The following is a 21,956-nucleotide window of genomic DNA, read 5'->3' as shown; positions in this document are numbered from 1 at the left end:
CTGGAGAGGAAAAAGGCCTCGCTCAGTTGCCGGACTGAGACGTACTTGACACGCACTCAACGCGGAGCGTGAGGATCCGTTGACTTTCCGGCAACTCGGACACCGTCGGTGTCAGTCCTCGTACTCGTCGTGATACCGCACCCGATCGCTTCCTTCCGGTGCCCGGCCCAGCGCCGTCAGGTCCAGCAGGCCGACGGTCGCGCCCAGCGTGTCGAGGGCGCGCCCGAACGCCGAGTAGGTGTGGAAGACCCGCTCACGCTCCCGCAGGAAGCAGCTGACACCGGGCCGCTCGACGTACCTCCCGCCCCACTCCAGGGTCGCCTCGAAGTCCTGGTTGAACTCGTTGTCGTACGAGGAGAACCAGGGCACCGCCCACCCCATGCGCGCCTTGAACGGCAGGATTCTCGTGAACGGGGCCCGGGACACGACCGCGAACGACGTGCCGCGCGCGTGCAGATGCGCCAGGTGTCCGATCTGGTCCAGGAACGCCGCGCAGTTGGGGCAGCCGGCCTCCCACCGGGGCGCGAACATGAAGTGGTGCAGGACGAGTTGGGTTCGCCCCTGGAACAGGTCCAGGAGGGGCGCCTTCCCGTCGCCGCCCTCGAAGACGTACTCCGTCTCGACCTCGACCATGGGCAGCCGGCGCCGTTCGGCGTTCAGCGCGTCACGCGCGCGTGCGGCCGCCTCTTCCTTCGCGAGCAACTCGGCGCGCGCGGCGAGCCACCGCTCGCGCGAGACGATCTCCGGAAGCGACATGGGCCCCTCCTGTACGACGGTCCGTTCGGGGTGGTGACCGACGGGAGGGGCCGAACTCATCGCCGCGCCGCGAGATTTTCCGGACGGGTTTCGTTCAGTACGTCACCGGAAGCGCGACCAGCCCGCGGGCACGCAGGGACGGCCGCCAGCGCACCTCGTCCGCCGCGAGGGCGAGGTCCGGGAGCCGTTCCAGGAGGGCCGCCAGGGCGATCTCGGTCTCGGCGCGGGCCAGCGGCGCACCCAGGCAGTAGTGGATGCCGTGGCCGAGGGCGAGGTGCCCGGAGGTGTCGCGGCCGAGGTCGAGCCGGTCGGGGTCGGGGAACCGGTCGGGGTCGCGGTTGGCGGCGGACAGGGACACCCAGACCGTCTCGCCGGCCGGGACGGTGACGTCGCCGATGATCACGTCCTCGGTCGGGAAGCGCCGGATGGCGAGCAGGGTGGGGCCCTCGTGGCGGGCGAACTCCTCGACGGCGGCCGGGAGTCGCGCGGGGTCCTCGCGCAGCGCGGCCAGCTGCTCGGGGTTCCGCAGCAGGCCCAGGATCGCGTTCCCGATGAGGTGGACGGTGTTCTCGTAGCCGGCGAAGAGGATGAGGAAGGCGAGCGACATCAGCTCGTCCTCGCTGAGCCGGTCGCCCTCGTCGCGCACCGCGATCAGATCGGAGAGCAGGTCGTCGGCGGGCTCCTTGCGCTTGTCGGCGAGGAGCCCGGTGAGGAAGCCGAGCATGGACACCATCGCCTGCCGGCCTGCTTCGGGGTGTGCCGGGTCGGGGGCCATGAGGGTGTCGGTCCAGCCGCGGAAGTCCGGGCGGTGGTCCTCCGGAATGCCGAGCAGGTCACAGATGACGGCGATCGGCAGGGGTGCGGCGTAGGAGGCGATCAGGTCGGCGCTGCCGTGCGGGCCGAGCGCGTCGAGGAGGCGGTCGGCGGTGCGCCGCACGGGCGCGCGGAGTTCCTGGACGCGGCCCGGGGTGAAGGCGCGGCCGACGAGGCGCCGGATACGGGTGTGGTCCGGCGGGTCCATGTTGAGGAGGTTGGCGTCGAGCGCGGGCGGCAGGGCGAATCCCTTGTACGTGCCCGCGGTGGCATGGCTCCGGTCCAGCGAGAGCCTCGGGTCGGCGAGGGCGGCGCGGACGTCCTCGTACCGGGTGACCAGCCAGGCCGGGGTTCCGTCGGGCCCGGCGATGCGGTGCACCGGCGCGCTGTCGCGCAGGCGCCGGTAGACGTCGTGGGGGTGGTCGATGAGGCCGTCGGCAAGATCCATGGCTTCCACCCTAGGGAACCGTCAGGTGTCGTACTCCTGGATGCGCCGCCCGTGGCTCCGGTCGACGAGCGCGGGCAGCCGCCCCTCCAACTCCCGTACCACCTCCGGCACGTCGATGGTCAGCAGCTCGCGGTCGCGCATCAGGATCCGTCCGTCGACGATGGTGGTGCGGACGTCGCAGGAGCGGGCGCTGTGCACGAGGGTGGCGGCGAGGTCGTGGACCGGCCGGGTGTGCGGGCCGGTGATGTCGACCAGGACGAGGTCGGCCCGGCGTCCGGCCGCGAGCGTGCCGATGCGGTCGCCGAGTCCGACCGCCCGTGCGCTCTGCACGGTCGCGTGGTGCAGGGCCTGGCGGGACGTCAGCCAACGCGGGTCGCCCTCGGTGGACTTCTGGATCAGGGACGTCAGGGCCATCGACTCCCACACGTCCAGGGAGTTGTTGGAGGCAGCGCCGTCCGTGGCGAGTCCGACCGGGACGCCGGCCGCGCGCAGGGCCCGTACCGGTGTGGTGGTGGGCCAGGCGAACTTGAGGTAGCCGCGCGGCGCGGTCGCCACCGCCGTACGGCCCGCCGTGCGCTCCAGCAGGGGCAGGTCGCGTTCGAGGATGCCGGTGCCGTGGGCGAGGAGCAGGTCGGTGTCGAGGAGTCCGGTGCGGTCCAGGACCTCGATCGGGGTCACGCCGTGCCGGGCGAGGCTGGTGTCGGTCTGGTCGCGGTTCTCGGCGGCGTGCAGGTGAACGGGCAGGCCGTGCTCGCGGGCCAGTTCGGCGGTGGCGGTGAGGTCGGCGTCGGTGACGGTGTAGGGGGCGTGCGGGGCCAGCGCGGTGGTGATCCGGCCGTCGGCGCTCCCGCGGTGCCGCAGCGCGAACTCCACCGACCTCTCCCGCCCTTCGGCCCCCTGCGAGGAGAAGTACGCCTCCCCCAGATGGGCCCGGATGCCGCACTCGGCGACGACGGCCGCGACCGCGTCCATGGCGAAATAGTGGTCGGCGAAGCAGGTCACGCCACCGCGGATCATCTCGGCGCAGGCCAGCCGCGCCCCCAACTCCACGTCCCGCTCGGTCAGGTTGGACTCGACGGGCCAGACGACGTCGTTGAACCACTCCTCGGTCGGCAGGTCCTCGGCGAGGCCGCGCAGGGCGACCATCGGCGCGTGCGTGTGACAGTTGATCAGACCGGGCATCGCGACCTGGCCACGGGCGTCGAGTCGCTCGGCGGCGGCGAGGTCCCGGACCGCCGCCGACCCGGTCACCGAGGCCACGACCCCGTCCCGTACGACGATCGCGGCGTCCTCCCGGAACCCGATCCGTTCCTGATCGTCGTGCACGAGCGCGGTGCATCCGGTGATGACGAGGTCGGCGGGTGCGGTCATCGCGCCAACGTACGGCAGTGTCGTCGCACCGCGTGAGCCGAACCGCGCATCCTGTCACGGCTCTGTCGCCGGACGGGCCGGGCGAGCACCGTGGGACCTGTCGCAGCCCCGCCCGCCTCCCGGCTTCTGGAAGGAGCCCGGCATGCTCCTGGGTACCTGGAACCTAGAGAACCTCTATCGCCCCGGCGGCCCGTACGGCCCCAAGGACAAGGCCGCGTACGAGACGAAGCTCGCCTCCCTCACCGCCGTCATCACCGAGCTCGGCCCGGCACTGCTCGGCGTCCAGGAGGTCGGGGAGCCCGGCGCCCTGGAGGACCTGGCCGGGATGCTGGACGGCGACTGGCACCTGGCCCTGTCCGCGCACCCCGACGGCCGTGGCATCCGCGTCGGCTTCCTCAGCCGTACGGAACTGCGGGTGGTGGCCGACACGACCGCGTTCCCGGCGAAGCTGCGCCCGGTGCAGGAGGACGACTCGGGCGAGGGGGTCTCCCAAGCGGGACGCGGTTTCCTGGCGGTGGCGACGGAGACCGGGGCGGGGCCGCTGACGGTGGCGGTGTCCCACCTCAAGTCGAAGCTGCTGTCGTATCCCGGAGGCCGGTTCGTGCCCAAGGACGAGGGCGAACGGGCGCGCTTCGGGGCGTACGCCCTCTACCGGCGGGCCGCCGAGGCGACGGCCCTGCGCGCGCTGGCCGACGAGCTGCTGGCCGGCGAGGGCCGTACCCGCGACGTGGTCGTCCTCGGCGACTTGAACGGCGAGGTCCTGGCCGCGACCACGCAGATCCTGCTCGGCCCGCCCGGCTCCGAGTTCGGCACGCCCGGCTTCGACCGCCCCGACAAGGGCGACGCGGTACGGCTGTGGGACGTGGCCCCGCTGATACCGGCCGACCAGCGTTACTCCCGCGTCAGCTCCGGCCGCCGCGAGCTGATCGACCACATCCTGGTCAGCCATCACCTGGCCCACCGGATTGCGGAAGCCGGCACCGGGCTCCCCGGCGCTCAGGCGCCGCGCCTGCCGTCGGTGGGCCCGGATCCCGCCGAGCGGCGGGACGCGCCGGGGTCGGACCACGCGCCGGTGTGGGTGCGGATCGGCTAGCCGATCCGATGGTCAGGCTGCCGCGGGCGTCCCGGTGCGCGGAGCCGGGAGCCCCAGCCTCCCCCATCGCCCCCGCTCCAGCTCCAGCTCCGCCAGGAGTTCGTCGAGGCGCCGGGTGTGGTCCGGCGTGAGGCCTCCCGTGTCGTCGAGGTGCACGGCGCACCCCGTGGTCGTGTCCACGAGCCGTTCGAGGACGGCCGCGACGGCGTCCGTGCCCTCGGTGTGCCGGGCCAGGGCGGGCAGTTCGGCGGCGGCGAGGGCGATGGCGGTACGGGCCTCGGCGAGGGTGCGGTAGGCCTCGCGCCGCAGGGCCCAGCGCCCGGTGCGGTCGCCGGAGTCGTTCAGGACGTGGACGAGGTAGGCGTGCGCGGCGCCCCCGGCCGCGGCGAGCCGCGCCCGTACGCCGCCGCCCCGCTCCCCCGGCATCGGCAGATGCCCCACGATCAGCACGATCGCACAGGCCAGCAGCGTCTCCCCGATCCGGCTGACGGAGGCCTGCGGCTCGCCGCCGACCATGACGAGGGCCAGGACGAGCACCGTGACCACGGCGGTCAGGGCGGCGAAGTGCCGGATGGCGACGGGGATGAGCGCCCCGCTGACGGCCACCAGCGCGACCAGCCCCGTCGGCCGGGGCAGCACGGCGGCGAGGGCGGCGAAGACGAGCGCGCCGAGCACGGTCCCCGCCGCCCGGCACAGGACCCGGGACACGAGCGGCCCGAGGTCGGGCTTGACCAGGAAGACGGCGGTGACGGGCAGCCAGTACCAGTGCTGGTGCTGGCCGTACCAGCGGGCGTGGTGCAGGGCCTGGGCGATGGCGGCACTGGCGCCCAGGCAGAGGGCGACGCGCAGGCCGTACTCGCGGCCGCCGGTGCCGAGGGCGATGCGGAGGAGGGCTCGGGCGTCGCGGGGGCGGGTGTGGAGGCGGTGCTCGTGCCGGTGATGGTGCTCGGGCCGGTGTGGGTACTGGCGCCGCGTGCCCCCGGCGCGGTCGAACGCCTCGGCGGCGTGCAGGAGGGCGTCGTCGAGGGCGCGGAGAGCGGGCACCATGGGGATCCCCCCGCGCGAGCGAAGCCGAGCGTGGGCGAGGTCGGGGGCGGGCAGGGGCCCGGTGTGCGTGTTGTCGCGTACGGCGGCGGCGAGCCGTCGGGGCCCGTCGGCGGCCCGCTCGCAGACGCTCTCCCCCGCCCAGGCGAGGGCGGTCGCGGCCTCGGCGAGGGGCAGCGCGGCGGCGTACTGGGCGTGCAGCCGGCGCTCGGCCGAGGAGCTCGCGCAGCGCCGCAGCCGGGGCCCGGTGAGGGCGTCCTGCGCGTGGTCGAGGGCGGCGGTGAGCGCGGCCCGCCGGGCAGTGGCGCGGTCGGTCCCCGCGGCGTCGAGCAGCGCGGCGACGGCGTCGTACACCTCGGCGACGGCGGCCCGCTCGCCGTCGAACCGGTAGTCACCGGCGAGGGCGCCGGGCGTGGGCAGCGCCAGCCGCAGCGCGAGCAGCCAGCCGGCTCCGGCGAGGAAGGCGAGGGCCCGCAGCCGGCCCGGCTCGGGCAGCGGCATCCCGGCGCCGATGGCGGCGGCGACCAGCAGCTGCGTACCGGCACCGGAGGCGACGGGCCCGACCGCGCTCATGCCGCCGGCGACGAGACCGAGCACGGTGAGCAGGAGGGTCAGGGGCACGGCGCCGAGCTGCTGCCCGGCGTACGTCCCCACGAGCAGCCCGGCGGCCCCGGCCAGCGCGGGCACCCCGAGCCGCTCGACCGACACACGCCGGCTGCCCGGCCGGTCGTTGATCCCGGCGAGCATGGCGGCGATGGCGGCGACGACACCGAGGGAGGTGCGGCCGGCGAGGACGGCGGCGAGGAGCAGCGGCCCGGCGGCGAGGGCGCCCCGCGTCACCGCGCTCCAGGGAACGGGCCCGCGCTGTGCGCGCAGGGCGTGGGCGAGCCAGGGAGGCAGGGCGGTGCTCCGGGACACGGGGCTCCTGTCCGGACGAGGGCGGGGTGTGCCTTCGGACGACGGTGGCCGGGCGGGTGGGTGTGTCCACCGTAGATCGTGTTTCCGGACGGAAAGCTGAATTCGTGTTTCCGCGGTGTGACAACCGGCTGGAGAGCCGCGGTCTTTATGAACGCAATGACGGCGTGCGGAACGCGAAGACGGCGTGAACGTAGGTGGACCCGGGGGCGTAGCCTGCCCCCGGGCCCGGAAATGCCGCCCATGTTCGCACGCCGGCACACTTGAGAACCCGGGTCAGTCGTTATCGCGCCGCGTCCTGCCTTTGGACCACCGCGCATCGAGCTGCGCGGGCAGGACTTGAACCTGCATTTCGACGTGCTGGGGCCCGGGCCCGTTCGATCCGGCGATCGGCGGCGAATGCTGAGTCTGGAGCGAGAGTCTGAGATTGAACGCGGTCTGCCTCTGCCGATTGGGCTACCGCGGCACGGGATGAATGCCGCGGGGAGGACTCGAACCTCCACTGGAACCGCTCCGTCACGACAAGCTTCAGCTTCAGCTTGCGCTCCTCGCGCACCCCGGCCTCAAGGGACCGGGGATTCTTGAAGGCTACCCGAACAGGTAGCCGAACACAGCGTCCCCGACCCGCTGGTCGACGACGTCGACACCGTTCGCCGCCTCGCGGGCGAACTTCACGGCCTGCTGCAACTTCTCGACGCGGTCGAGGAGTTCGTTGACGCGCCGGGCGGGAAGGGAGCCGGAGAACTTCACGGTGGTCCAGTACCCGACGGGGATGTCCTCGTAGTAGACCTCGACCTGGGCCGGGTGCTTCTCGGTGGCCTCGGCCTTGACGTGGTTGCGCGGCACCTTCTTGGTCCGCAGCGTCCGCACGGGCTCGGTCTTCCACGCGTCGGTGGACGGGTCCTGCACCCAGGACTCGGAGGCGTCGAGGACGGGCAGCTTCCGTACGAAGGTGTTGAGGTCGACGAGCTGCTTCTCCAGGAAGAGCAGGTAGGACACGGGCACGTCGGCGACGAGCACCCGCCCGTCGACCGACACGTCGGCCCTGGCCGCGCAGTTGGCCCAGTCCTTGGTGGCGGTCACGTCGAAGAGCCGCGTCAAGGTGGCCGCGGTCTCGCGCAGCACGTCCTCGGCCTTGACCTGCACCCGCGTGGACTCGGGCGGCAACTGCTCGCCCTCCTCGTCCTTCGGCTGGTACGTCCGCGAGATGCCGGCCAGCAAGGCGGGCTTCTGCAACCCGTGATGAGCGGCCGTCAGGTCCTGGTGCGCCTTGGACTTGATGCCTTTCTCGACTGCGATGATCTGATTGAGTTTCGCCACGGAGGTGACGTTAGCAACGACAACGTCTTTGCTTCGAATGATTATTCGGCGGCCGGGGCGGCTCCCCGCGCGGCACCCGGTTGCGGGGTGTGCGGGTCGCCGGAAGCGTACCTGGGGCGCGCGAGGGGCAACCGCCGGAAATTCGGATGCGCTCGCAGGCCTGCGCTGCGGATGATCGGCAGGTTGCCCGTTCCCCACCTCAGGAGCTCGCATGATTCGGCGTGTCACCGCGGCCGGGTTGTTTCCGCCGCCCACCTACTCGCATGTCTCCGTGGTCGAGTCGGGCTCGAAGCTCGCGTTTCTCGCCGGGGCCGTGCCGCTGGACGAGAAGGGGGAGATCGTCGGGCCGGGGGATCCGGTGCGGCAGGCCGAGCGGGTGATCGCGAACCTGCGTGAGCAACTACGGTCGGTCGGGAGCGACCTGGCGCATGTGGTGGCCACGGACGTGTACGTGGTGAGCAGTGAGCCCTCGGTGCTCTCCGAGGTGTGGGAGGTGGTCGAGGCGTCGGGGCTGAGCGCCGGGCCGCATTCGTCGACGCTCCTCGGGGTGGCCTGCCTGGGGTACACGGGGCAGTTGGTGGAGATCACGGCCACGGCCGTCGTCCCCGAGCAGGCGCGCTCGTGAGTGACGAGGCCACGGTCGTTCTGCGGCGGGCGGCCGCGTCAGACGCCCTGGACGTCGCCGATGTCTGGCTGCGGTCCTTCGCCGCCGCGCTGCCCACGGTCGTACGACCCCGTTCCGACGACGAGGTGCGCGCGTACTTCCGGGACGTGGTCGTGCCGCTGCGGGAGACCTGGTTGGCCGAGGCGGCCGACGGTGGCGGGACCGTGGGGGTGATGGTCCTCGACGGCCATCTGCTGGCCCAGCTCTACCTGGCCCCCGACTGGCGTGGACGCGGCATCGGCGACCGGTTCGTCGCGCTCGCCAAGGAGCGCGTCCCTCAGGGCCTCACGCTGTGGACGTTCCAGGTGAACAAGCCCGCCCACCGCTTCTACGAGCGGCACGGATTCGTCGCCGTCGAGTTCACGGACGGTGCGGACAACGAGGAGCGGGAGCCGGACGTGCGGTACGTGTGGAAGCCATGTGCCTCCTCGTGAGCCCGCCTCATGGTCCGAGCCCCGCCGTCTCCGCCGCCGTGCGCAGCACCTCCCGCAGCATCTGGGGAGTGAGGCGGCCGGTGAAGGTGTTGCGCTGGCTGACGTGGAAGCAGCCGAACAGGTCCAGGCCGTCGAGCCGCACACGGGTGCCGTGGGCGAAGGCCGGACGGGGGCGGGGCACGGTCCAGCCCGCCTCGGCGAAGGCCGGCAGCGCGGCCTGCCAGCCGAAGGCGCCGAGGACCACGGCGGCCCTGAGCGTCGGGCGCAGCAGGTTCAGCTCCTCGACCAGCCAGGGGCGGCAGGTGTCGCGCTCCTCGGGGGTCGGCTTGTTGGCGGGCGGGGCGCAGTGGACCGGCGCCGTGACCCGTACGCCGTACAGCTCCAGCCCGTCGTCGGCGCTGACGGAGGTGGGCTGCGAGGCCAGTCCGACCTCGTACAGCGCCCGGTACAGCACGTCTCCGGAGCGGTCGCCCGTGAACATGCGGCCGGTGCGGTTGCCGCCGTGGGCCGCGGGGGCGAGCCCGATGATCAGCAGACGGGCGTCCGACGGGCCGAACCCGGGCACCGGGCGGCCCCAGTACGTCCAGTCCGCGAAGGCGGCGCGCTTGGTACGGGCCACCTCCTCCCGCCAGGCGACCAGCCGCGGACAGGCCCGGCAACCGGCCACACGCCGGTCGAGGTCGGACAGGCCGTCGGGCCGGCCGGTGCTTCCCATGGCTCCACGGTAGGCCCGCGGCCCGCCCGGGCCTGAGTGAGGGCCTCCCGGCACCCCCGGAAAATCACGTCCGGTTCACCCGGCTCTGCGCGCTAAGGTCGGCTGCATGGCTTCCGAGTATGCGGATGAGAACACGGGCCGCGGAACCCGCAGGACCGGCAAGACCGGCGGGCGGGCCGGGGGCAGGGCCGGCGTGCGGGCCGGGGGCGGCCTCGACGCGGGTGCCGACGAAGTGACCGGCACCGGTGATGCCGACGAGACCGCCGGAACCTCCCGCGCTGAGGGCACCGCCGAGGTCCCTGGCAGCGCCGACGCCGCCGGAGCTGCCGGCACCAGTGACACCGACGGCACGGACGAGGCGCAGACCCCCGACCCGAAGATCGCCGCCGCGGTGGCCGCCGCCGAGGCCGCCGGGCCGGCCAACGGCGAGAACGTCCGCATCGACAGCTGGATCTGGGCCGTACGTCTGATCAAGACCCGCTCCCAGGGCGCCACCGCCTGCCGTGGTGGACACGTCCAGGTGAACGGCGAGCGGGTCAAGCCCGCGTACTCCGTGCGCATCGGCGACGAGGTGCGCCTGCGCCAGGAGGGCCGGGAGCGGATCGTCATCGTCAAGCGCCTGATCCGCAAGCGGGTCGGCGCCCCCGTCGCCGCCCAGTGCTACATCGACAACTCCCCGCCGCCTCCGCCCCGCGAGACCACGGCCCCGGCCGGTATCCGGGACCGCGGCACCGGCCGCCCCACCAAGCGGGACCGCCGCGAGCTGGAACGGCTGCGGGGGTCGGGCGGATTCGGCGGATTCGGGGGGCGTCCCGAGGGGCGGTGACCTTGTCCCCTCCCCCGCCCAACGGTGACGTCCGGTCGAGCCCCTCGGCCCGCCGGACGTCACCGTCGTCGCATGTGGATCACGCGCGTCGCCGGATCAGTCGGAGCAGGTCCGCGTTGTGGCCGCGTCGGGCCCAGGCGATGAGGGCCAGGGGCACCATCAGGATGAGCGGGGTCGCCGCGTACTGACCGTCGAAGACGGTGAGCTGGACGATGAACGCCCCCACCATGAGCGCGCTCAGCGCCATGGCCGCCACCGACTGGAGGACCGGGATCAACAGGGCGACGGCACCCGCCAGTTCGAGCGCACCGATGGTGTACATGCCCGCACTGCCCCAGCCGATCCTGTCGAAGGACTCCACGGCCGACGGATGCGCGATCAGCTTGGGCAGGGCGCTGGCGATCCCGTAGAAGAGGGCCAGCACTGACCTGCAGCGCGCGCAGGGCGAGGTGGGCACGGCGGCCGCGGGCGGAGGAGGCGGAAGTGACGGAGGTGAGGGGGGTGGTGGTCTCGGACATGGGGGGTCTCCCGGGTGATGATGCGGTCCCTGTTGTTGTCACAGAGGTAGACCGGTCCCCGTCCGAGAACTCATCGCCGCCGCCCGACGGGATTCCGCGGAGTTTCCCGTCCGGCCCTGCACCAGCCCCTTCCGCTAGGCCGCCCGCACCGCCCGCACCCAGATGCCGTCCGGGGTCAGATACTCGTCCACCTCCAGTCCCGCCTCCGCCAGCGCTTCCTCGAACTGTTCCTTCGTCAAAGGACGGGCCAGGAACGTGTGGGTCCATGCCGCGTCCGGGAACTCGTACTCCGCGCGGACCGAGTTGACGCCGTCCCCGACCGGCTCCGTCGACGCGATGCGGATGGTGAAGCCGCTGGGGTCGACGCGCTCGCGCGGCACGTTGGAGTGGTAGTCCTCGCCCTCCCGCTGGATCAGCACGCAGCCGCCCTCCGCCACGTGCCGGGCGCAGGTGCGCAGCAGGCCGCGCCGCACCTCGACGTCGCCGGTGTGCACGAGGAACGACGCGAGCATCACCACGTCGAACGTCTCGCCCAGATCGAGGTCTTCGATCGGGCCGCATATCGTGCGTGCCCCGCGGACCCGGGCCAGCATCTCGGCGGACTCGTCGACCGCGGTGACCGTGAACCCGCGTTCCAGCAGGGGATGGGTCATGCGTCCGACCCCGCTGCCCAGTTCCAGGATGTGCGCGCCCGGCGGTACGGCCGCGGCGATGATGTCCGGCTCCGCTCCCACCGGCAGCCGCGAGTAGAGCTCGACCGCGCAGCCGTCCGGTGTGATCGCACCGGGTCCTGTTCCCTCGTACCCCTCACGCATTTCGACTGTCATGCCCGAACAACGGCCCGTCTCCGCACGGCCGTTCCCCTTCGCCGACAGTTCACTCGTTCGAGTAGTTCGAGGCCTGGTCGGGAACTCCGGGGTCGGCGGCCGTCAGCGGAGAGGAAACCAGCCGTGCCCGACGTACCAGTGGCCGCCCGCCCGCAGATGATCCCCGACGGCCCGCTCCACGGAGGTGCGCCGGGGCAGGTCCCGCGGCGGGATGTCGGGGTCGCCGAAGACGTACTGGACCGGCTCGGTGTCGGCGGGCTCGGTGTCCTCGTGAGCGACGCGGAACCGTTCCTGGAAGCGGATGACGTTGGCGTCCGCCGACAGGTACCGCTTCAGCTGCGGGTCGAGGAGCCAGGAGTGGCAGAGCAGGGTCCCGTGGTGCTCCTCGGGGAAGTGCCGGGCGAAGAACTCCCGGGCCAGGTCCAGCGAGCGGTCGCAGGCGCTGGGGGTCAGCGGTCCGTGGAAGTCGGGGATGTGGAGGTTCAGGCAGGGCGCACCCGCGGCCGCGTCCAGTCCGGCCGCCGCGACCGTCGTCGCCGTGTGCTCCGCGAGCCGGGCCCGCTCGAACTGGAGCCGGCCCAGCTGGTAGAGCCGGCCCTGGAAGTGGAGGGTGAGCCAGCGCGGTGACTGCACTCCTCCCCTGCCGTGCCGCCTGCGGTGGACGGCCATGCGGCGGCCGAAATCGGCGAGGGTGCGCCGGGTGATCTGGGCCGGGACGCCGCGGGCGCGGTGGTACGCGCGCGTGTGCGGGAGGGCGGCGAGGAAGACGTACGCCGCGAAGTAGGGGCCCAGTGGCGTCGGGCCGGACGCGTCCAGGGCCGTCGTGGCCTCGGCCGCCTCGGCCAGTCGCTCGGTGAGCCGTGAGGGTCGGTCGGGACCGCCCATGTCCTCGACCAGTTCCTCGACGCACTCTTCCAGGAGCCGCAGTACCTCGGCGTCGCGCGTCACCGTGCGGCGCAGCCCGACCAGTTCGTTGATGTCCTCGTGGGGCACGCAGAGGTCGAGAAGCAGCTCGGGCAGGTCGTCGGCGTCGGGCAGCACGGTGCGGTCCCCCCTTATGAACGTCCTGATCGAAGAGTACGTTGAGGAAGGAGGCGAGATCCCGATGCGTACGGGCAGTGAGCCGGCGACAGCACGCAGTGCGCTGCGGGCACGGTTGTGGCTGAGCCTGTGGGGACTGGGCTGGGCGATCTTCGGTACGGCGGCCTTCGCGCTCGTCGGGCGTCCCGGCTGGGCGGCCGCCTGCGGTGTGCTGTGGCTGGTGGCCACCGTCGACATGATGATGATCCTGAGGCACATGCGGCAGGGCCCGCACTACCAGCCGGGACGGGACATCCCGCCGTACCGCCCGGTGGACAGCCGCCCGCCGTACCGACGGCCCCCGCAGCACCGCCACCCCTAGGGCACCTCTGGCTCCCTCTGGCCTCTTCGGCACCTGTGGCCCCTCCGGGTCAGGACTCGAACCGTGCCGCCTTCAGGTATTCGGGGTTCGGGTCCAGCGCGGCGGCCAGGCGGAAGTGGCGTTTGGCCTGGTCCGGGCGTCCCTGGCGTTCGTAGGTGCGGGCGAGCGCGAAGTGCGCGAAGGCGTTGTCCGGCTCGCGTTCCAGAACGATCGTGAACTCAAGCTCCGCGGGCCGCAGTTGCGCCGCGGCGAAGAAGGCACGCGCGCGCAGCAGGCGCGCGGCCGTGTTCTCGGGATGCGCGGCGATGACTCCGTCGAGCAGCTTCACCGCGCCACGGGGATCCCGTGCGTTGAGCAGTTGCTCGGCGGCACGGAAGTCGATGACATGCGTCTCCGGAGTTCGTCCGGTCGAACCGCTGGTCTCGGGCACGGCAAAGTCCTTCCCTCACTGGGGCGGTTCAACGCCCGGCCGGGTGGCCGCTATTCCCACGCCTATTCCCGCGCCCGCTCCCGGGCCCGGGTGAGGAGGTCGGTCCACACCTCGGTCACGCGCCGCTGCAGCGCGTCCAGGGGTACGTCGTTGTCGATCACGATGTCCGCGATCTCCAGGCGCTTCTCGCGCGTCGCCTGGGCGGCCATGCGCGCGCGTGCGTCCTCTTCGGTCATGCCCCGCAGCCGCACGAGCCGGTCCAGCTGGGTCTCGGGGCTCGCGTCGACCACGACCACGACGTCGTACAGCGGTGCGAGGCCGTTCTCCGTGAGGAGCGGGACGTCGTGGATCACGACGGCGTCGTCGGCCGCGGCGTTCTCCAGTTCGCGGGAGCGCAGGCCCACCAGGGGGTGCACGATCGCGTTGAGGACGGCGAGCCTGTCCGGGTCGGCGAACACGATCGACCCGAGCCTGGGCCGGTCCAGGCTGCCGTCCGGGGCGAGCACCTCCTCGCCGAAGGCCTCGACGACCGCCGCGAGTCCGGGGGTCCCCGGCGCGACGACCTCGCGCGCGATACGGTCCGCGTCGATCAGTACGGCACCGTGCTCGACGAGCCGCTGGGACACCTCGCTCTTGCCGGCGCCGATCCCGCCGGTGAGGCCAACTTTCAGCATGAGCGGAAGCTTAGGCCCTGTCGGTGATGGCGCACCCACCGGCCGAACCGGCCGGTGGTCGCCCGCCACGCCCGCTACTGACGGTCGCCCGGTACCTGCTGCCGGCGGTCCTCCGCCCCGCCGGCTCCTGATGGTCGGCCGCCGGTCTAGTTCTCGCCCTCCCGCTCCGCCAGGAAGCGTTCGAACTCGAGCCCGATCTCGTCCGCCGACGGGATCTCGACCGGCTCGGCGAGCATGTTGCCGCGGCTCTCGGCGCCCGCGGCGGCGTCGTACTGGTGCTCAAGGCCCTGGACGAGGGAGGTGAGCTCCTCGTCGCCCTCCTGGACCTGCCGGTCGATCTCGGTCTGCGTGCGATGCGCGTCCGTGCGCAGGGCGTGCGCGATGCCGGGCAGGACCAGTCCCGTGGCGGCCGTGATGGCCTCCAGGACGGTCAGCGCCGCGTCCGGGTAGGCGGAGCGGGCGATGTAGTGCGGGACGTGCGCGGCGACGCCCAGGACGTCGTGCCCTGCCTCCATGAGGCGGTACTCGACGAGCGCCTCGGCACTGCCGGGTACCTGCGCCTCGTCGAAGGGGCTGCGGTGGCCCGGGACGAGGTCGGTGCGGTTGCCGTGCGGGGTCAGGCCCACGGGGCGGGTGTGCGGGACGCCCATGGGGATGCCGTGGAAGTTCACGGACAGGCGGACGCCGAGGCGCTCGACGATCTGCCGTACGGCTACGGCGAAGCGCTCCCACTCCACGTCCGGTTCGGGGCCGGACAGCACCAGGAAGGGCGCGCCGGTGGTGTCCTGGACGAGGCGCACCACGATCTCGGGCTCCTCGTACTCGGTCCAGCGGTCCCGCTTGAAGGTGAGCAGCGGGCGGCGGGCCCGGTAGTCCACGAGCCGGTCGTGGTCGAAGCGGGCCACGACCTGGTAGGGCTGCGAGTCGAGGAGCCGGTCGACGATCTGGTCGCCGGTCTCACCCGCGTCGATGTATCCGTCGAAGTGGTAGAGCATGACAAGACCGGCCGACTCCTGGGCGAGCGCCATGTCGACGACTGCCAGCCCCTTCGGCTCCCATGCGTACAAACCCTGCGGATCAAGCACTGTGACCGCTCCTCCTCGTGTTCGTACTCCACAACGCGGGCGGGGACTTGGGCATTCCCACCCTTGTCCCTGATCAGGCAGCTCTCACCGCCTTTTCATGCGCCGGTCCACCGCGCCACGACGACATCACGAGGTCATGTCGTGCCCCGCTTGGACATCACGCGCGCGTGAAGGGCCGGTTCCGGTGCGTTGCTTGGCGCCGCCGATCCTCATGCCGGCCGCTACAGCACGCTTCTCGCGCTGCTGGGGCGTCGGCCTTGCGCGGGGCGGGTTCCCCCGGACATGCCTGAGGGCCCGCACCTCGAAAGGTACGGGCCCTCGGAGCTATCGGCTAAGCCTCAGTGGCTGAGCTCAGCTCTGGCCACCCGCCAGCTTCTCGCGCAGAGCGGCCAGCGCCTCGTCCGAGGCCAGGGCACCGGAGGTGTCCGCACCCTCGGAGGAGTACGAACCGCCACCCGACGCGGCCGGAGCCGCAGCCTCGCCGCCCTCGGCCGCGGCAGCGGCGTCGGCCTCGCGGGACTTGATGACCTGCTGCTGGTGCTGCTCGAAGCGGGTCTGCGCCTCGGCGTACTGGCGCTCCCACTCCTCGCGCTGCTTCTCGTAGCCCTCGAGCCAGTCGTTGGTCTCGGGGTCGAAGCCCTCGGGGTAGATGTAGTTGCCCTGGTCGTCGTAGGACGCGGCCATGCCGTACAGGGTCGGGTCGAACTCGACCGAGGCCGGGTCGGCACCGAAGGACTCGTTGGCCTGCTTGAGGGACAGCGAGATCCGGCGACGCTCCAGGTCGATGTCGATGACCTTGACGAAGATCTCGTCGTTGACCTGGACGACCTGCTCCGGGATCTCCACGTGGCGCTCGGCCAGCTCGGAGATGTGGACCAGACCCTCGATGCCCTCGTCGACGCGGACGAACGCACCGAACGGAACCAGCTTCGTGACCTTACCGGGCACGACCTGGCCGATCTGGTGGGTGCGGGCGAACTGCTGCCACGGGTCTTCCTGGGTCGCCTTCAGCGACAGGGAGACGCGCTCGCGGTCCATGTCGACGTCGAGAACCTCGACGGTGACCTCCTGGCCCACCTCGACAACCTCGGACGGGTGGTCGATGTGCTTCCAGGAGAGCTCGGAGACGTGGACCAGACCGTCGACGCCACCCAGGTCCACGAAGGCACCGAAGTTGACGATCGAGGAGACGACGCCGGAGCGGACCTGACCCTTCTGGAGGGTCGTGAGGAACGTCTGGCGGACCTCGGACTGGGTCTGCTCCAGCCAGGCACGGCGGGAGAGGACCACGTTGTTGCGGTTCTTGTCCAGCTCGATGATCTTGGCCTCGAGCTCCTTGCCCACGTAGGGCTGGAGGTCGCGGACGCGGCGCATCTCGACCAGGGAGGCCGGGAGGAAGCCACGGAGGCCGATGTCGAGGATGAGACCACCCTTGACGACCTCGATGACGGTACCGGTGACGATGCCGTCCTCTTCCTTGATCTTCTCGATGGTGCCCCAGGCACGCTCGTACTGGGCGCGCTTCTTCGAGAGGATCAGGCGGCCTTCCTTGTCCTCCTTCTGGAGGACCAGGGCCTCGATCTCGTCGCCGACGGCAACGACCTCGTTCGGGTCGACGTCGTGCTTGATCGAGAGCTCGCGGCTCGGGATGACACCTTCGGTCTTGTAACCGATGTCGAGTAGGACCTCGTCCCGGTCGACCTTCACGATGACGCCGTCGACGATGTCGCCGTCGTTGAAGTACTTGATCGTCTCGTCGATCGCTGCGAGGAAGGCTTCCTCGTTACCGATGTCGTTGACCGCAACCTGCGGGGTGGTGGCGGTGGTCTCGGTGCTGCTCGTCATGTGGGAAAGGGCTCCGGTACGGACATTGAAGTCGTAGGCACTGCTTACGCCGGGAGCCCGTTTCGCTCTGCAGAAGCCGGACAGCCAAGGAAGCGCCACACCGGATACAGCCTGTGGCGCCTCGACAACCGAGGGGACATACAACAGATGCGAGCGCAGCCTGCTACGTCTGAGGTGCGCAGGCCCGCAGCGCAACTTGTAGCATACGGGGGCAGCCGGGCAGGGTCAATGCGCGAAGGCGCACACCCGGGGCGGATCGCCGCATACCCGGCACAAGTTCCGTCCCACGAGGCCACGAGGGCCTGACGGACCTCTTGCGCGACACGCCCCAGACGGGTTGCACGGAAGAGTACGACGAGGGAGCCGATCATCCAAGAGCCAGAAGCCTTCGAACCGGAAGCCACCCGGCGCGAGGCCGGGGCCACGGAAAGCTCCCGGGCCAACCGGGGCTGGTGGGACCGGAACGCGGACGAGTACCAGGTCGACCACGGCACGTTCCTGGGCGACGACCGCTTCGTGTGGGGGCCCGAGGGCCTCGACGAGGTGGAGGCCGAGCTGCTGGGCCCTGCGAAGGACCTCAAGGGCAGGGACGTCCTGGAGATAGGCGCGGGCGCGGCGCAGTGCTCGCGCTGGCTGGCCGCCCAGGGGGCCCGCCCGGTGGCCCTGGACCTCTCCCACCGCCAGCTCCAGCACGCCCTGCGCATCGGCGGATCGTTTCCGCTGGTGTGCGCCGACGCCGGCGCGCTGCCCTTCGCGGACGGCTCCTTCGACCTGGCGTGCTCCGCGTACGGGGCGCTGCCCTTCGTGGCGGACCCGGTCGCGGTGCTGCGGGAGGTGCGCCGGGTGCTGCGGCCGGGCGGGCGCTTCGTGTTCTCGGTGACGCATCCGATCCGGTGGGCCTTCCCGGACGAGCCCGGGCCCGAGGGGCTGTCCGTGTCGGCCTCGTACTTCGACCGCACGCCGTACGTCGAGCAGGACGAGCAGGGCCGGGCGGTGTACGTCGAGCACCACAGGACGGTCGGCGACCGGGTCCGGGACGTCGTGGCCGCGGGCTTTGGGCTCGTGGACCTGGTGGAACCGGAGTGGCCGGCCTGGAACTCGTCCGAATGGGGCGGCTGGTCCCCGCTGCGCGGGGGTCTCATCCCCGGGACGGCGATCTTCGTGTGCGAGCGGGACTGACCCACGCGCGCGTGAGGGGCCGTTTTCGGGGCGTACGACACTAGGGGGCGTGATCCGTTACGACGCCCTGGACGCCCTGCCCGTACGTGGTGCCCTGCCCGCCCTGGACGACGCTCTGGAGGGGCACGGCACCGCGGTCCTGGTGGCGCCGCCCGGCACCGGCAAGACGACGCTGGTGCCGCTGGCGTTGGCCGGGCTGCTGGGCGAGGGGCCGGCGCGGCGGGTGGTCGTGGCCGAGCCGCGCCGGATCGCGGCGCGGGCCGCGGCGGGCCGGATGGCGTGGCTGCTGGGCGAACAGGTCGGGCAGAGCATCGGCTACACCGTGCGCGGCGAGCGGGTCGTGGGGCCACGCGCGCGCGTGGAGGTCGTCACGACCGGCGTGCTGCTGCAGCGGCTGCAACGGGACCAGGAGCTGACGGGCGTCGACGTGGTCGTGCTCGACGAGTGCCACGAGCGGCATCTGGACGCGGACACCGTGGCGGCGTTCCTGTGGGACGTACGGGAGGCCCTGCGGCCGGAGCTGCGGCTGGTGGCCGCCTCGGCGACGACGGACGCGCAGGGGTGGGCGCGGCTGCTGGGCGGGGCGCCGGTGGTGGAGGCCGAGGGTGTCTCGCACCCCGTGGAGGTGGTGTGGGCACCGCCGGCGCGTCCGGTACGGCCGCCGCACGGGATGCGTGTGGATCCGGCGCTGCTGGTCCACGTGGCCTCGGTGGTGCGGCGGGCCCTGGCCGAGCGGTCGGGGGACGTGCTGTGCTTCCTGCCCGGCGTGGGCGAGATCGTGCGGGTCGCGGGGCAGCTGGGGGACCTGGGCGGCGTGGACGTGCTGCAGGTGCACGGGCGGGCGTCGGCGGCCGTGCAGGACGCGGTGCTGATGCCCGGCGAGCGGCGCCGGGTGGTGCTGGCGACATCGGTCGCGGAGTCCTCGCTGACGGTGCCCGGGGTGCGGGTGGTCGTCGACTGCGGGCTGGCGCGGGAGCCGCGTGTGGACCACGCGCGCGGGCTGAGCGCGCTGACGACGGTGCGGGCGTCGCAGGCGGCGGGACGGCAGCGGGCGGGCCGGGCCGGGCGTGAGGCGCCCGGGGCGGTGTACCGGTGCTGGACGGAGGCCGAGGACCTACGCCTGCCGCGCTTCCCGGCACCGGAGATCAAGGTGGCCGATCTGACGCCGTTCGCCCTGCAGGCGGCCTGCTGGGGCGACCCCGACGCCTCGGGGCTCGCGCTGCTGGATCCGCCGCCGGGCGGGGCGATGGCGGCGGCGCGCGAGGTGCTGACGGCCGTGGGAGCGGTGGACTCCGCCGGGCGGGTCACGGAGCGGGGGGTGCGGCTGGCGCGGCTGGGGCTGCATCCGCGGCTGGGGCGGGCACTGCTGGACGCCGCGCCGCTCGTGGGGGTGGAGGCGGCCGCCGAGGTTGTCGCCCTGCTGAGCGAGGAGGCTCCGCGGGAGTACGGAGACGATCTCGGCGGTGCGCTGCGGACGGTCCGGCGCGGAGGTGACGCCTATGCGGGGCGGTGGCGGACGGAGGTGCGGCGCCTGCGGGCCGTCGCCGGGGAGTTTTCCGACCCGCCGGCCCTCGGCAGTCGGCTCCAGGTGGGCGTCGGCGGCGGATCGGGCGCGGGGCGTGGCGAAGGGTTCGCCGCCGGGCTTGTTGTCGCGCTCGCGTTTCCCGAGCGGGTCGCCCGGCTGGACGGTGGGTCGTATCTCATGGTGTCCGGGACACGGGCCGAGGCGGGGGACGGGTCCGCCCTCCACGGGGTCCCGTGGATCGCTGTCGCCGTGGCCGATCGGCCCGTGGGACAGCGGCACGCGCGCGTGCGGCTCGGGGCCGTGGTGGGTGAGGAGGTGGCGATGAGCGCGGCCGGCTCGCTGCTGGACGCGCGGGACGAGGTGCACTGGGCTGACGGGGACGTCGTGGCCCGGCGGGTCGAGCGGCTCGGGGCCGTCGAACTGGCGGTGCGGCCGCTGAGGGACGCCGACTCCTCTCTCGTACGCGAGGCGCTGCTGGAGGGGTTGCGGCAGGAGGGGGTCGGGCTGCTGCGGTGGTCCGCGGAGGCCGGCGTCCTGCGGCAGCGGCTGGCGTTCTTGCGGCTGCGGCTCGGCGAGCCCTGGCCGGACGTGTCGGACGCCGCGCTTCTCGCGCGCGTGGACGAGTGGTTGGAGCCCGAGCTGGGGCGCGCCCGGCGGCGGGCCGATCTCGCGCGGATCGATGCCGGGGCGGTGCTCGACCGGTTGCTGCCCTGGGCCGGTGGTGAGGCCGCCCGGCTCGACGAACTCGCCCCCGAGCGGATCGTCGTCCCCAGTGGGTCCAGAATCCGGATCGACTACCAGAACCCCGAACAGCCCGTCCTCGCCGTGAAGTTGCAGGAAATGTTCGGTCTGCGGCAGTCGCCGGAGGTGGCCGGGGTGCCGCTGCTCGTGCATCTCCTGTCCCCCGCCGGTCGGCCCGCGGCGGTGACGGCCGACCTCGCCTCCTTCTGGAAGGACGGCTACAAGGGCGTACGGGCGGAGTTGCGCGGCCGGTATCCGAAGCATCCGTGGCCCGAGGACCCGGCCACCGCCGAGCCCACCCGGCACACCAACGCCCGCCTCAGGCGCTGACCGGTTCCGGTTCCGTCGTCTCGGCGGGTGCGGGATCCGCGGGGCGCCTGCCGCGCGCCTCCAGGTAGAGCGCGAGCGCCAGCAGCAGGATGCCGAGGACCAGGAAGCCCCAGGGCAGGTACGAGGTCATCAGCAGGACGAGGGTGCGGTTGTCCTTGACCAGGGCCACGGTGTGCTCGATGTAGTCCTCGCGCATCTTCACGTCGCCCGCGAACGCGGTCACCTTGGCGCGCCCGCCGAGCAGGGTGCCGCCGCGCAGCTCCTCCTGGTGCAGTTCCTCGCCGTACACGGGCGCCCCGGTGACGGGCTCGACCCAGAACTTGCGGACCGTGGTGTACCAGCGGGTCGTCCCGGTCTTGGCGACCGACTCGGGGGTGATGCCCCGCACGGGCATGGTCTTGGGGAAGGGGACCTTGGTCCAGGGGATGGTCTGCTCGAAGTAGTAGACGCTCAGACCGCGGAAGTTCCGGGTGCCCTTGTAGTGGATGGGGCTGGTGGTGCGGGTCTGTGCGTCGAAGTACTCGTAGTCGCGCTTCTCCGTCAGGAAGGGCCACTTGAACTCGATGCCGTCCCGCTTGACCGGGTCGCCGTCCACCATCTCCCCGGTGGCGTGGACGGGTTCCTGGGAGTGGGCGTCGAAGATGTAGCGCTCGGGGATCCTGGAGACCATCTTGCCGTCGGGGCCCTGCACATAGGACAGGCCGTCCCAGACGACGACGTCCTTCCCCGCCGTCCTCTCGATCCTCTCCGAGGCCTCCACGTTGCCCTTGAGGGTCTGCACGACGGTGACCTTGGGGACCTTCCTCGCCTTCATCGTGCCGTAGTCGAGGAGGGTGGCGTCCTTGGCCTCCAGGACCATGTCCTGGTACTGGTTCGCGGGGATCTTGGCCAGGCGCGGGAAGGCGTACCAGCGCAGCAGCGGGGACAGCGCCGCGAAGAACACGGCGAGGGCGAGCAGGATCAGACCGGCCTTGCGGCGCATCTCGGCCTCCCTCCCGGAC

Annotated in this window: 20 protein-coding genes and 1 pseudogene; 7 read left to right on the top strand and 14 right to left on the bottom strand. The window is 72.3% G+C overall.

Annotation, left to right across the window (positions count from 1 at the left end):
- Nucleotides 1-111: 111 nt before the first annotated feature.
- From ACWGKT_RS09170 to ACWGKT_RS09160, 3 genes are all read right to left on the bottom strand, one after another.
- Nucleotides 112-756 (bottom strand): DUF899 domain-containing protein, encoded by a 645-nt coding sequence (locus ACWGKT_RS09170; RefSeq protein WP_453273077.1) that lies wholly within the window; start codon nt 754-756, stop codon nt 112-114.
- A gap of 94 nt (nt 757-850) precedes the next feature.
- Nucleotides 851-2,017, bottom strand: coding sequence for a cytochrome P450 family protein (locus ACWGKT_RS09165; protein ID WP_453273076.1), 1,167 nt, complete (start codon nt 2,015-2,017; stop codon nt 851-853).
- Nucleotides 2,018-2,038: 21 nt separating this feature from the next.
- The gene (locus tag ACWGKT_RS09160) at nt 2,039-3,388 is read right to left on the bottom strand and encodes an amidohydrolase (RefSeq protein WP_453273075.1); all 1,350 of its coding nucleotides are present in this window, start codon (nt 3,386-3,388) and stop codon (nt 2,039-2,041) included.
- Between the two features lie 142 nt (nt 3,389-3,530).
- On the opposite strand from ACWGKT_RS09160, the gene ACWGKT_RS09155 reads away from it, so the two are divergent.
- Nucleotides 3,531-4,481, top strand: coding sequence for an endonuclease/exonuclease/phosphatase family protein (locus ACWGKT_RS09155; protein ID WP_453273074.1), 951 nt, complete (start codon nt 3,531-3,533; stop codon nt 4,479-4,481).
- A 12-nt stretch (nt 4,482-4,493) separates the two neighbouring features.
- On the opposite strand, the gene ACWGKT_RS09150 is transcribed toward ACWGKT_RS09155, so the two are convergent.
- Complete coding sequence (locus tag ACWGKT_RS09150) at nt 4,494-6,443, bottom strand: FUSC family protein (RefSeq protein WP_453273073.1); 1,950 nt, start codon at nt 6,441-6,443, stop codon at nt 4,494-4,496.
- Nucleotides 6,444-7,028: 585 nt separating this feature from the next.
- The gene (locus ACWGKT_RS09145; RefSeq protein WP_453273072.1) at nt 7,029-7,760 is read right to left on the bottom strand and encodes a DUF7873 family protein; all 732 of its coding nucleotides are present in this window, start codon (nt 7,758-7,760) and stop codon (nt 7,029-7,031) included.
- A gap of 211 nt (nt 7,761-7,971) precedes the next feature.
- Between ACWGKT_RS09145 and ACWGKT_RS09140 the strand changes: the two genes are divergently transcribed.
- Both ACWGKT_RS09140 and ACWGKT_RS09135 read left to right on the top strand, forming a co-directional pair.
- On the top strand, nt 7,972-8,385 hold the full coding sequence (locus ACWGKT_RS09140) for a RidA family protein (RefSeq protein WP_356140551.1): 414 nt from the start codon (nt 7,972-7,974) through the stop codon (nt 8,383-8,385).
- A complete protein-coding gene (locus ACWGKT_RS09135) occupies nt 8,382-8,858 on the top strand; it encodes an N-acetyltransferase family protein (RefSeq protein ID WP_453273071.1) in 477 nt (158 codons plus the stop codon). The genes ACWGKT_RS09140 and ACWGKT_RS09135 overlap by 4 nt, the downstream gene beginning before the upstream one ends.
- 7 nt (nt 8,859-8,865) lie before the next feature.
- Here ACWGKT_RS09135 and ACWGKT_RS09130 read toward each other — a convergent pair whose 3' ends face one another.
- The gene (locus tag ACWGKT_RS09130) at nt 8,866-9,573 is read right to left on the bottom strand and encodes a uracil-DNA glycosylase (protein ID WP_453273070.1); all 708 of its coding nucleotides are present in this window, start codon (nt 9,571-9,573) and stop codon (nt 8,866-8,868) included.
- Between the two features lie 232 nt (nt 9,574-9,805).
- On the opposite strand from ACWGKT_RS09130, the gene ACWGKT_RS09125 reads away from it, so the two are divergent.
- Nucleotides 9,806-10,399 carry an RNA-binding S4 domain-containing protein gene (locus tag ACWGKT_RS09125; protein WP_453273223.1) on the top strand — a complete coding sequence of 198 codons (594 nt, stop codon included), beginning with the start codon at nt 9,806-9,808 and terminating at the stop codon, nt 10,397-10,399.
- Between the two features lie 79 nt (nt 10,400-10,478).
- On the opposite strand, the pseudogene ACWGKT_RS09120 reads toward ACWGKT_RS09125, so the two are convergent.
- The 3 genes and pseudogenes from ACWGKT_RS09120 to ACWGKT_RS09110 form a co-directional block, all read right to left on the bottom strand.
- A pseudogene (locus ACWGKT_RS09120) lies at nt 10,479-10,917 on the bottom strand (DoxX family protein).
- Between the two features lie 134 nt (nt 10,918-11,051).
- Entirely contained in the window at nt 11,052-11,732 is a 681-nt protein-coding gene (locus ACWGKT_RS09115) for a class I SAM-dependent methyltransferase (RefSeq protein ID WP_453273222.1), read from the bottom strand.
- 114 nt (nt 11,733-11,846) lie between these two features.
- Nucleotides 11,847-12,785 (bottom strand): acyltransferase domain-containing protein, encoded by a 939-nt coding sequence (locus ACWGKT_RS09110; RefSeq protein ID WP_453273069.1) that lies wholly within the window; start codon nt 12,783-12,785, stop codon nt 11,847-11,849.
- A gap of 64 nt (nt 12,786-12,849) precedes the next feature.
- Here ACWGKT_RS09110 and ACWGKT_RS09105 point away from each other — a divergent pair, with 64 nt between their 5' ends.
- Nucleotides 12,850-13,146 (top strand): DUF6343 family protein, encoded by a 297-nt coding sequence (locus tag ACWGKT_RS09105; RefSeq protein ID WP_453273068.1) that lies wholly within the window; start codon nt 12,850-12,852, stop codon nt 13,144-13,146.
- Nucleotides 13,147-13,195: 49 nt separating this feature from the next.
- Here ACWGKT_RS09105 and ACWGKT_RS09100 read toward each other — a convergent pair whose 3' ends face one another.
- The 4 genes from ACWGKT_RS09100 to rpsA all read right to left on the bottom strand — a co-directional run bounded on the left by ACWGKT_RS09100 (nt 13,196) and on the right by rpsA (nt 17,180).
- Complete coding sequence (locus ACWGKT_RS09100) at nt 13,196-13,576, bottom strand: tetratricopeptide repeat protein (protein WP_356140563.1); 381 nt, start codon at nt 13,574-13,576, stop codon at nt 13,196-13,198.
- Nucleotides 13,577-13,638: 62 nt separating this feature from the next.
- Nucleotides 13,639-14,250 carry a dephospho-CoA kinase gene (gene coaE / locus ACWGKT_RS09095; RefSeq protein WP_356140565.1) on the bottom strand — a complete coding sequence of 204 codons (612 nt, stop codon included), beginning with the start codon at nt 14,248-14,250 and terminating at the stop codon, nt 13,639-13,641.
- Between the two features lie 146 nt (nt 14,251-14,396).
- Nucleotides 14,397-15,335, bottom strand: coding sequence for a PAC2 family protein (locus ACWGKT_RS09090; RefSeq protein ID WP_453273067.1), 939 nt, complete (start codon nt 15,333-15,335; stop codon nt 14,397-14,399).
- A 351-nt stretch (nt 15,336-15,686) separates the two neighbouring features.
- On the bottom strand, nt 15,687-17,180 hold the full coding sequence (rpsA, locus tag ACWGKT_RS09085; protein WP_067015219.1) for a 30S ribosomal protein S1: 1,494 nt from the start codon (nt 17,178-17,180) through the stop codon (nt 15,687-15,689).
- A 366-nt stretch (nt 17,181-17,546) separates the two neighbouring features.
- On the opposite strand from rpsA, the gene ACWGKT_RS09080 reads away from it, so the two are divergent.
- On the top strand, nt 17,547-18,359 hold the full coding sequence (locus ACWGKT_RS09080) for a class I SAM-dependent methyltransferase (RefSeq protein ID WP_453273221.1): 813 nt from the start codon (nt 17,547-17,549) through the stop codon (nt 18,357-18,359).
- A 49-nt stretch (nt 18,360-18,408) separates the two neighbouring features.
- Nucleotides 18,409-20,955 (top strand): ATP-dependent helicase HrpB, encoded by a 2,547-nt coding sequence (gene hrpB, locus ACWGKT_RS09075; RefSeq protein ID WP_453273066.1) that lies wholly within the window; start codon nt 18,409-18,411, stop codon nt 20,953-20,955.
- Here the strand turns inward: hrpB and ACWGKT_RS09070 are convergent.
- Complete coding sequence (locus ACWGKT_RS09070) at nt 20,945-21,937, bottom strand: DUF3068 domain-containing protein (protein ID WP_453273065.1); 993 nt, start codon at nt 21,935-21,937, stop codon at nt 20,945-20,947. The genes hrpB and ACWGKT_RS09070 overlap by 11 nt on opposite strands.
- Between the last annotated feature and the right edge of the window lie 19 nt (nt 21,938-21,956).

The sequence above is a fragment of the Streptomyces sp. NPDC054794 genome, assembly GCF_053611585.1.
This window is presented reverse-complemented; position numbering and strand designations above follow the sequence as displayed.

What these genes read in the sequence shown, in the direction of transcription:
- ACWGKT_RS09170 (WP_453273077.1), bottom strand. Translation starts at nt 756, where the DNA reads ATGTCGCTTCCGGAGATCGTCTCGCGCGAGCGGTGGCTCGCCGCGCGC.
- ACWGKT_RS09165 (WP_453273076.1), bottom strand. Translation starts at nt 2,017, where the DNA reads ATGGATCTTGCCGACGGCCTCATCGACCACCCCCACGACGTCTACCGG.
- ACWGKT_RS09160 (WP_453273075.1), bottom strand. Translation starts at nt 3,388, where the DNA reads ATGACCGCACCCGCCGACCTCGTCATCACCGGATGCACCGCGCTCGTG.
- ACWGKT_RS09155 (WP_453273074.1), top strand. Translation starts at nt 3,531, where the DNA reads ATGCTCCTGGGTACCTGGAACCTAGAGAACCTCTATCGCCCCGGCGGC.
- ACWGKT_RS09140 (WP_356140551.1), top strand. Translation starts at nt 7,972, where the DNA reads ATGATTCGGCGTGTCACCGCGGCCGGGTTGTTTCCGCCGCCCACCTAC.
- ACWGKT_RS09130 (WP_453273070.1), bottom strand. Translation starts at nt 9,573, where the DNA reads ATGGGAAGCACCGGCCGGCCCGACGGCCTGTCCGACCTCGACCGGCGT.
- ACWGKT_RS09115 (WP_453273222.1), bottom strand. Translation starts at nt 11,732, where the DNA reads ATGCGTGAGGGGTACGAGGGAACAGGACCCGGTGCGATCACACCGGAC.
- ACWGKT_RS09105 (WP_453273068.1), top strand. Translation starts at nt 12,850, where the DNA reads ATGCGTACGGGCAGTGAGCCGGCGACAGCACGCAGTGCGCTGCGGGCA.
- coaE (WP_356140565.1), bottom strand. Translation starts at nt 14,250, where the DNA reads ATGCTGAAAGTTGGCCTCACCGGCGGGATCGGCGCCGGCAAGAGCGAG.
- rpsA (WP_067015219.1), bottom strand. Translation starts at nt 17,180, where the DNA reads ATGACGAGCAGCACCGAGACCACCGCCACCACCCCGCAGGTTGCGGTC.
- ACWGKT_RS09070 (WP_453273065.1), bottom strand. Translation starts at nt 21,937, where the DNA reads ATGCGCCGCAAGGCCGGTCTGATCCTGCTCGCCCTCGCCGTGTTCTTC.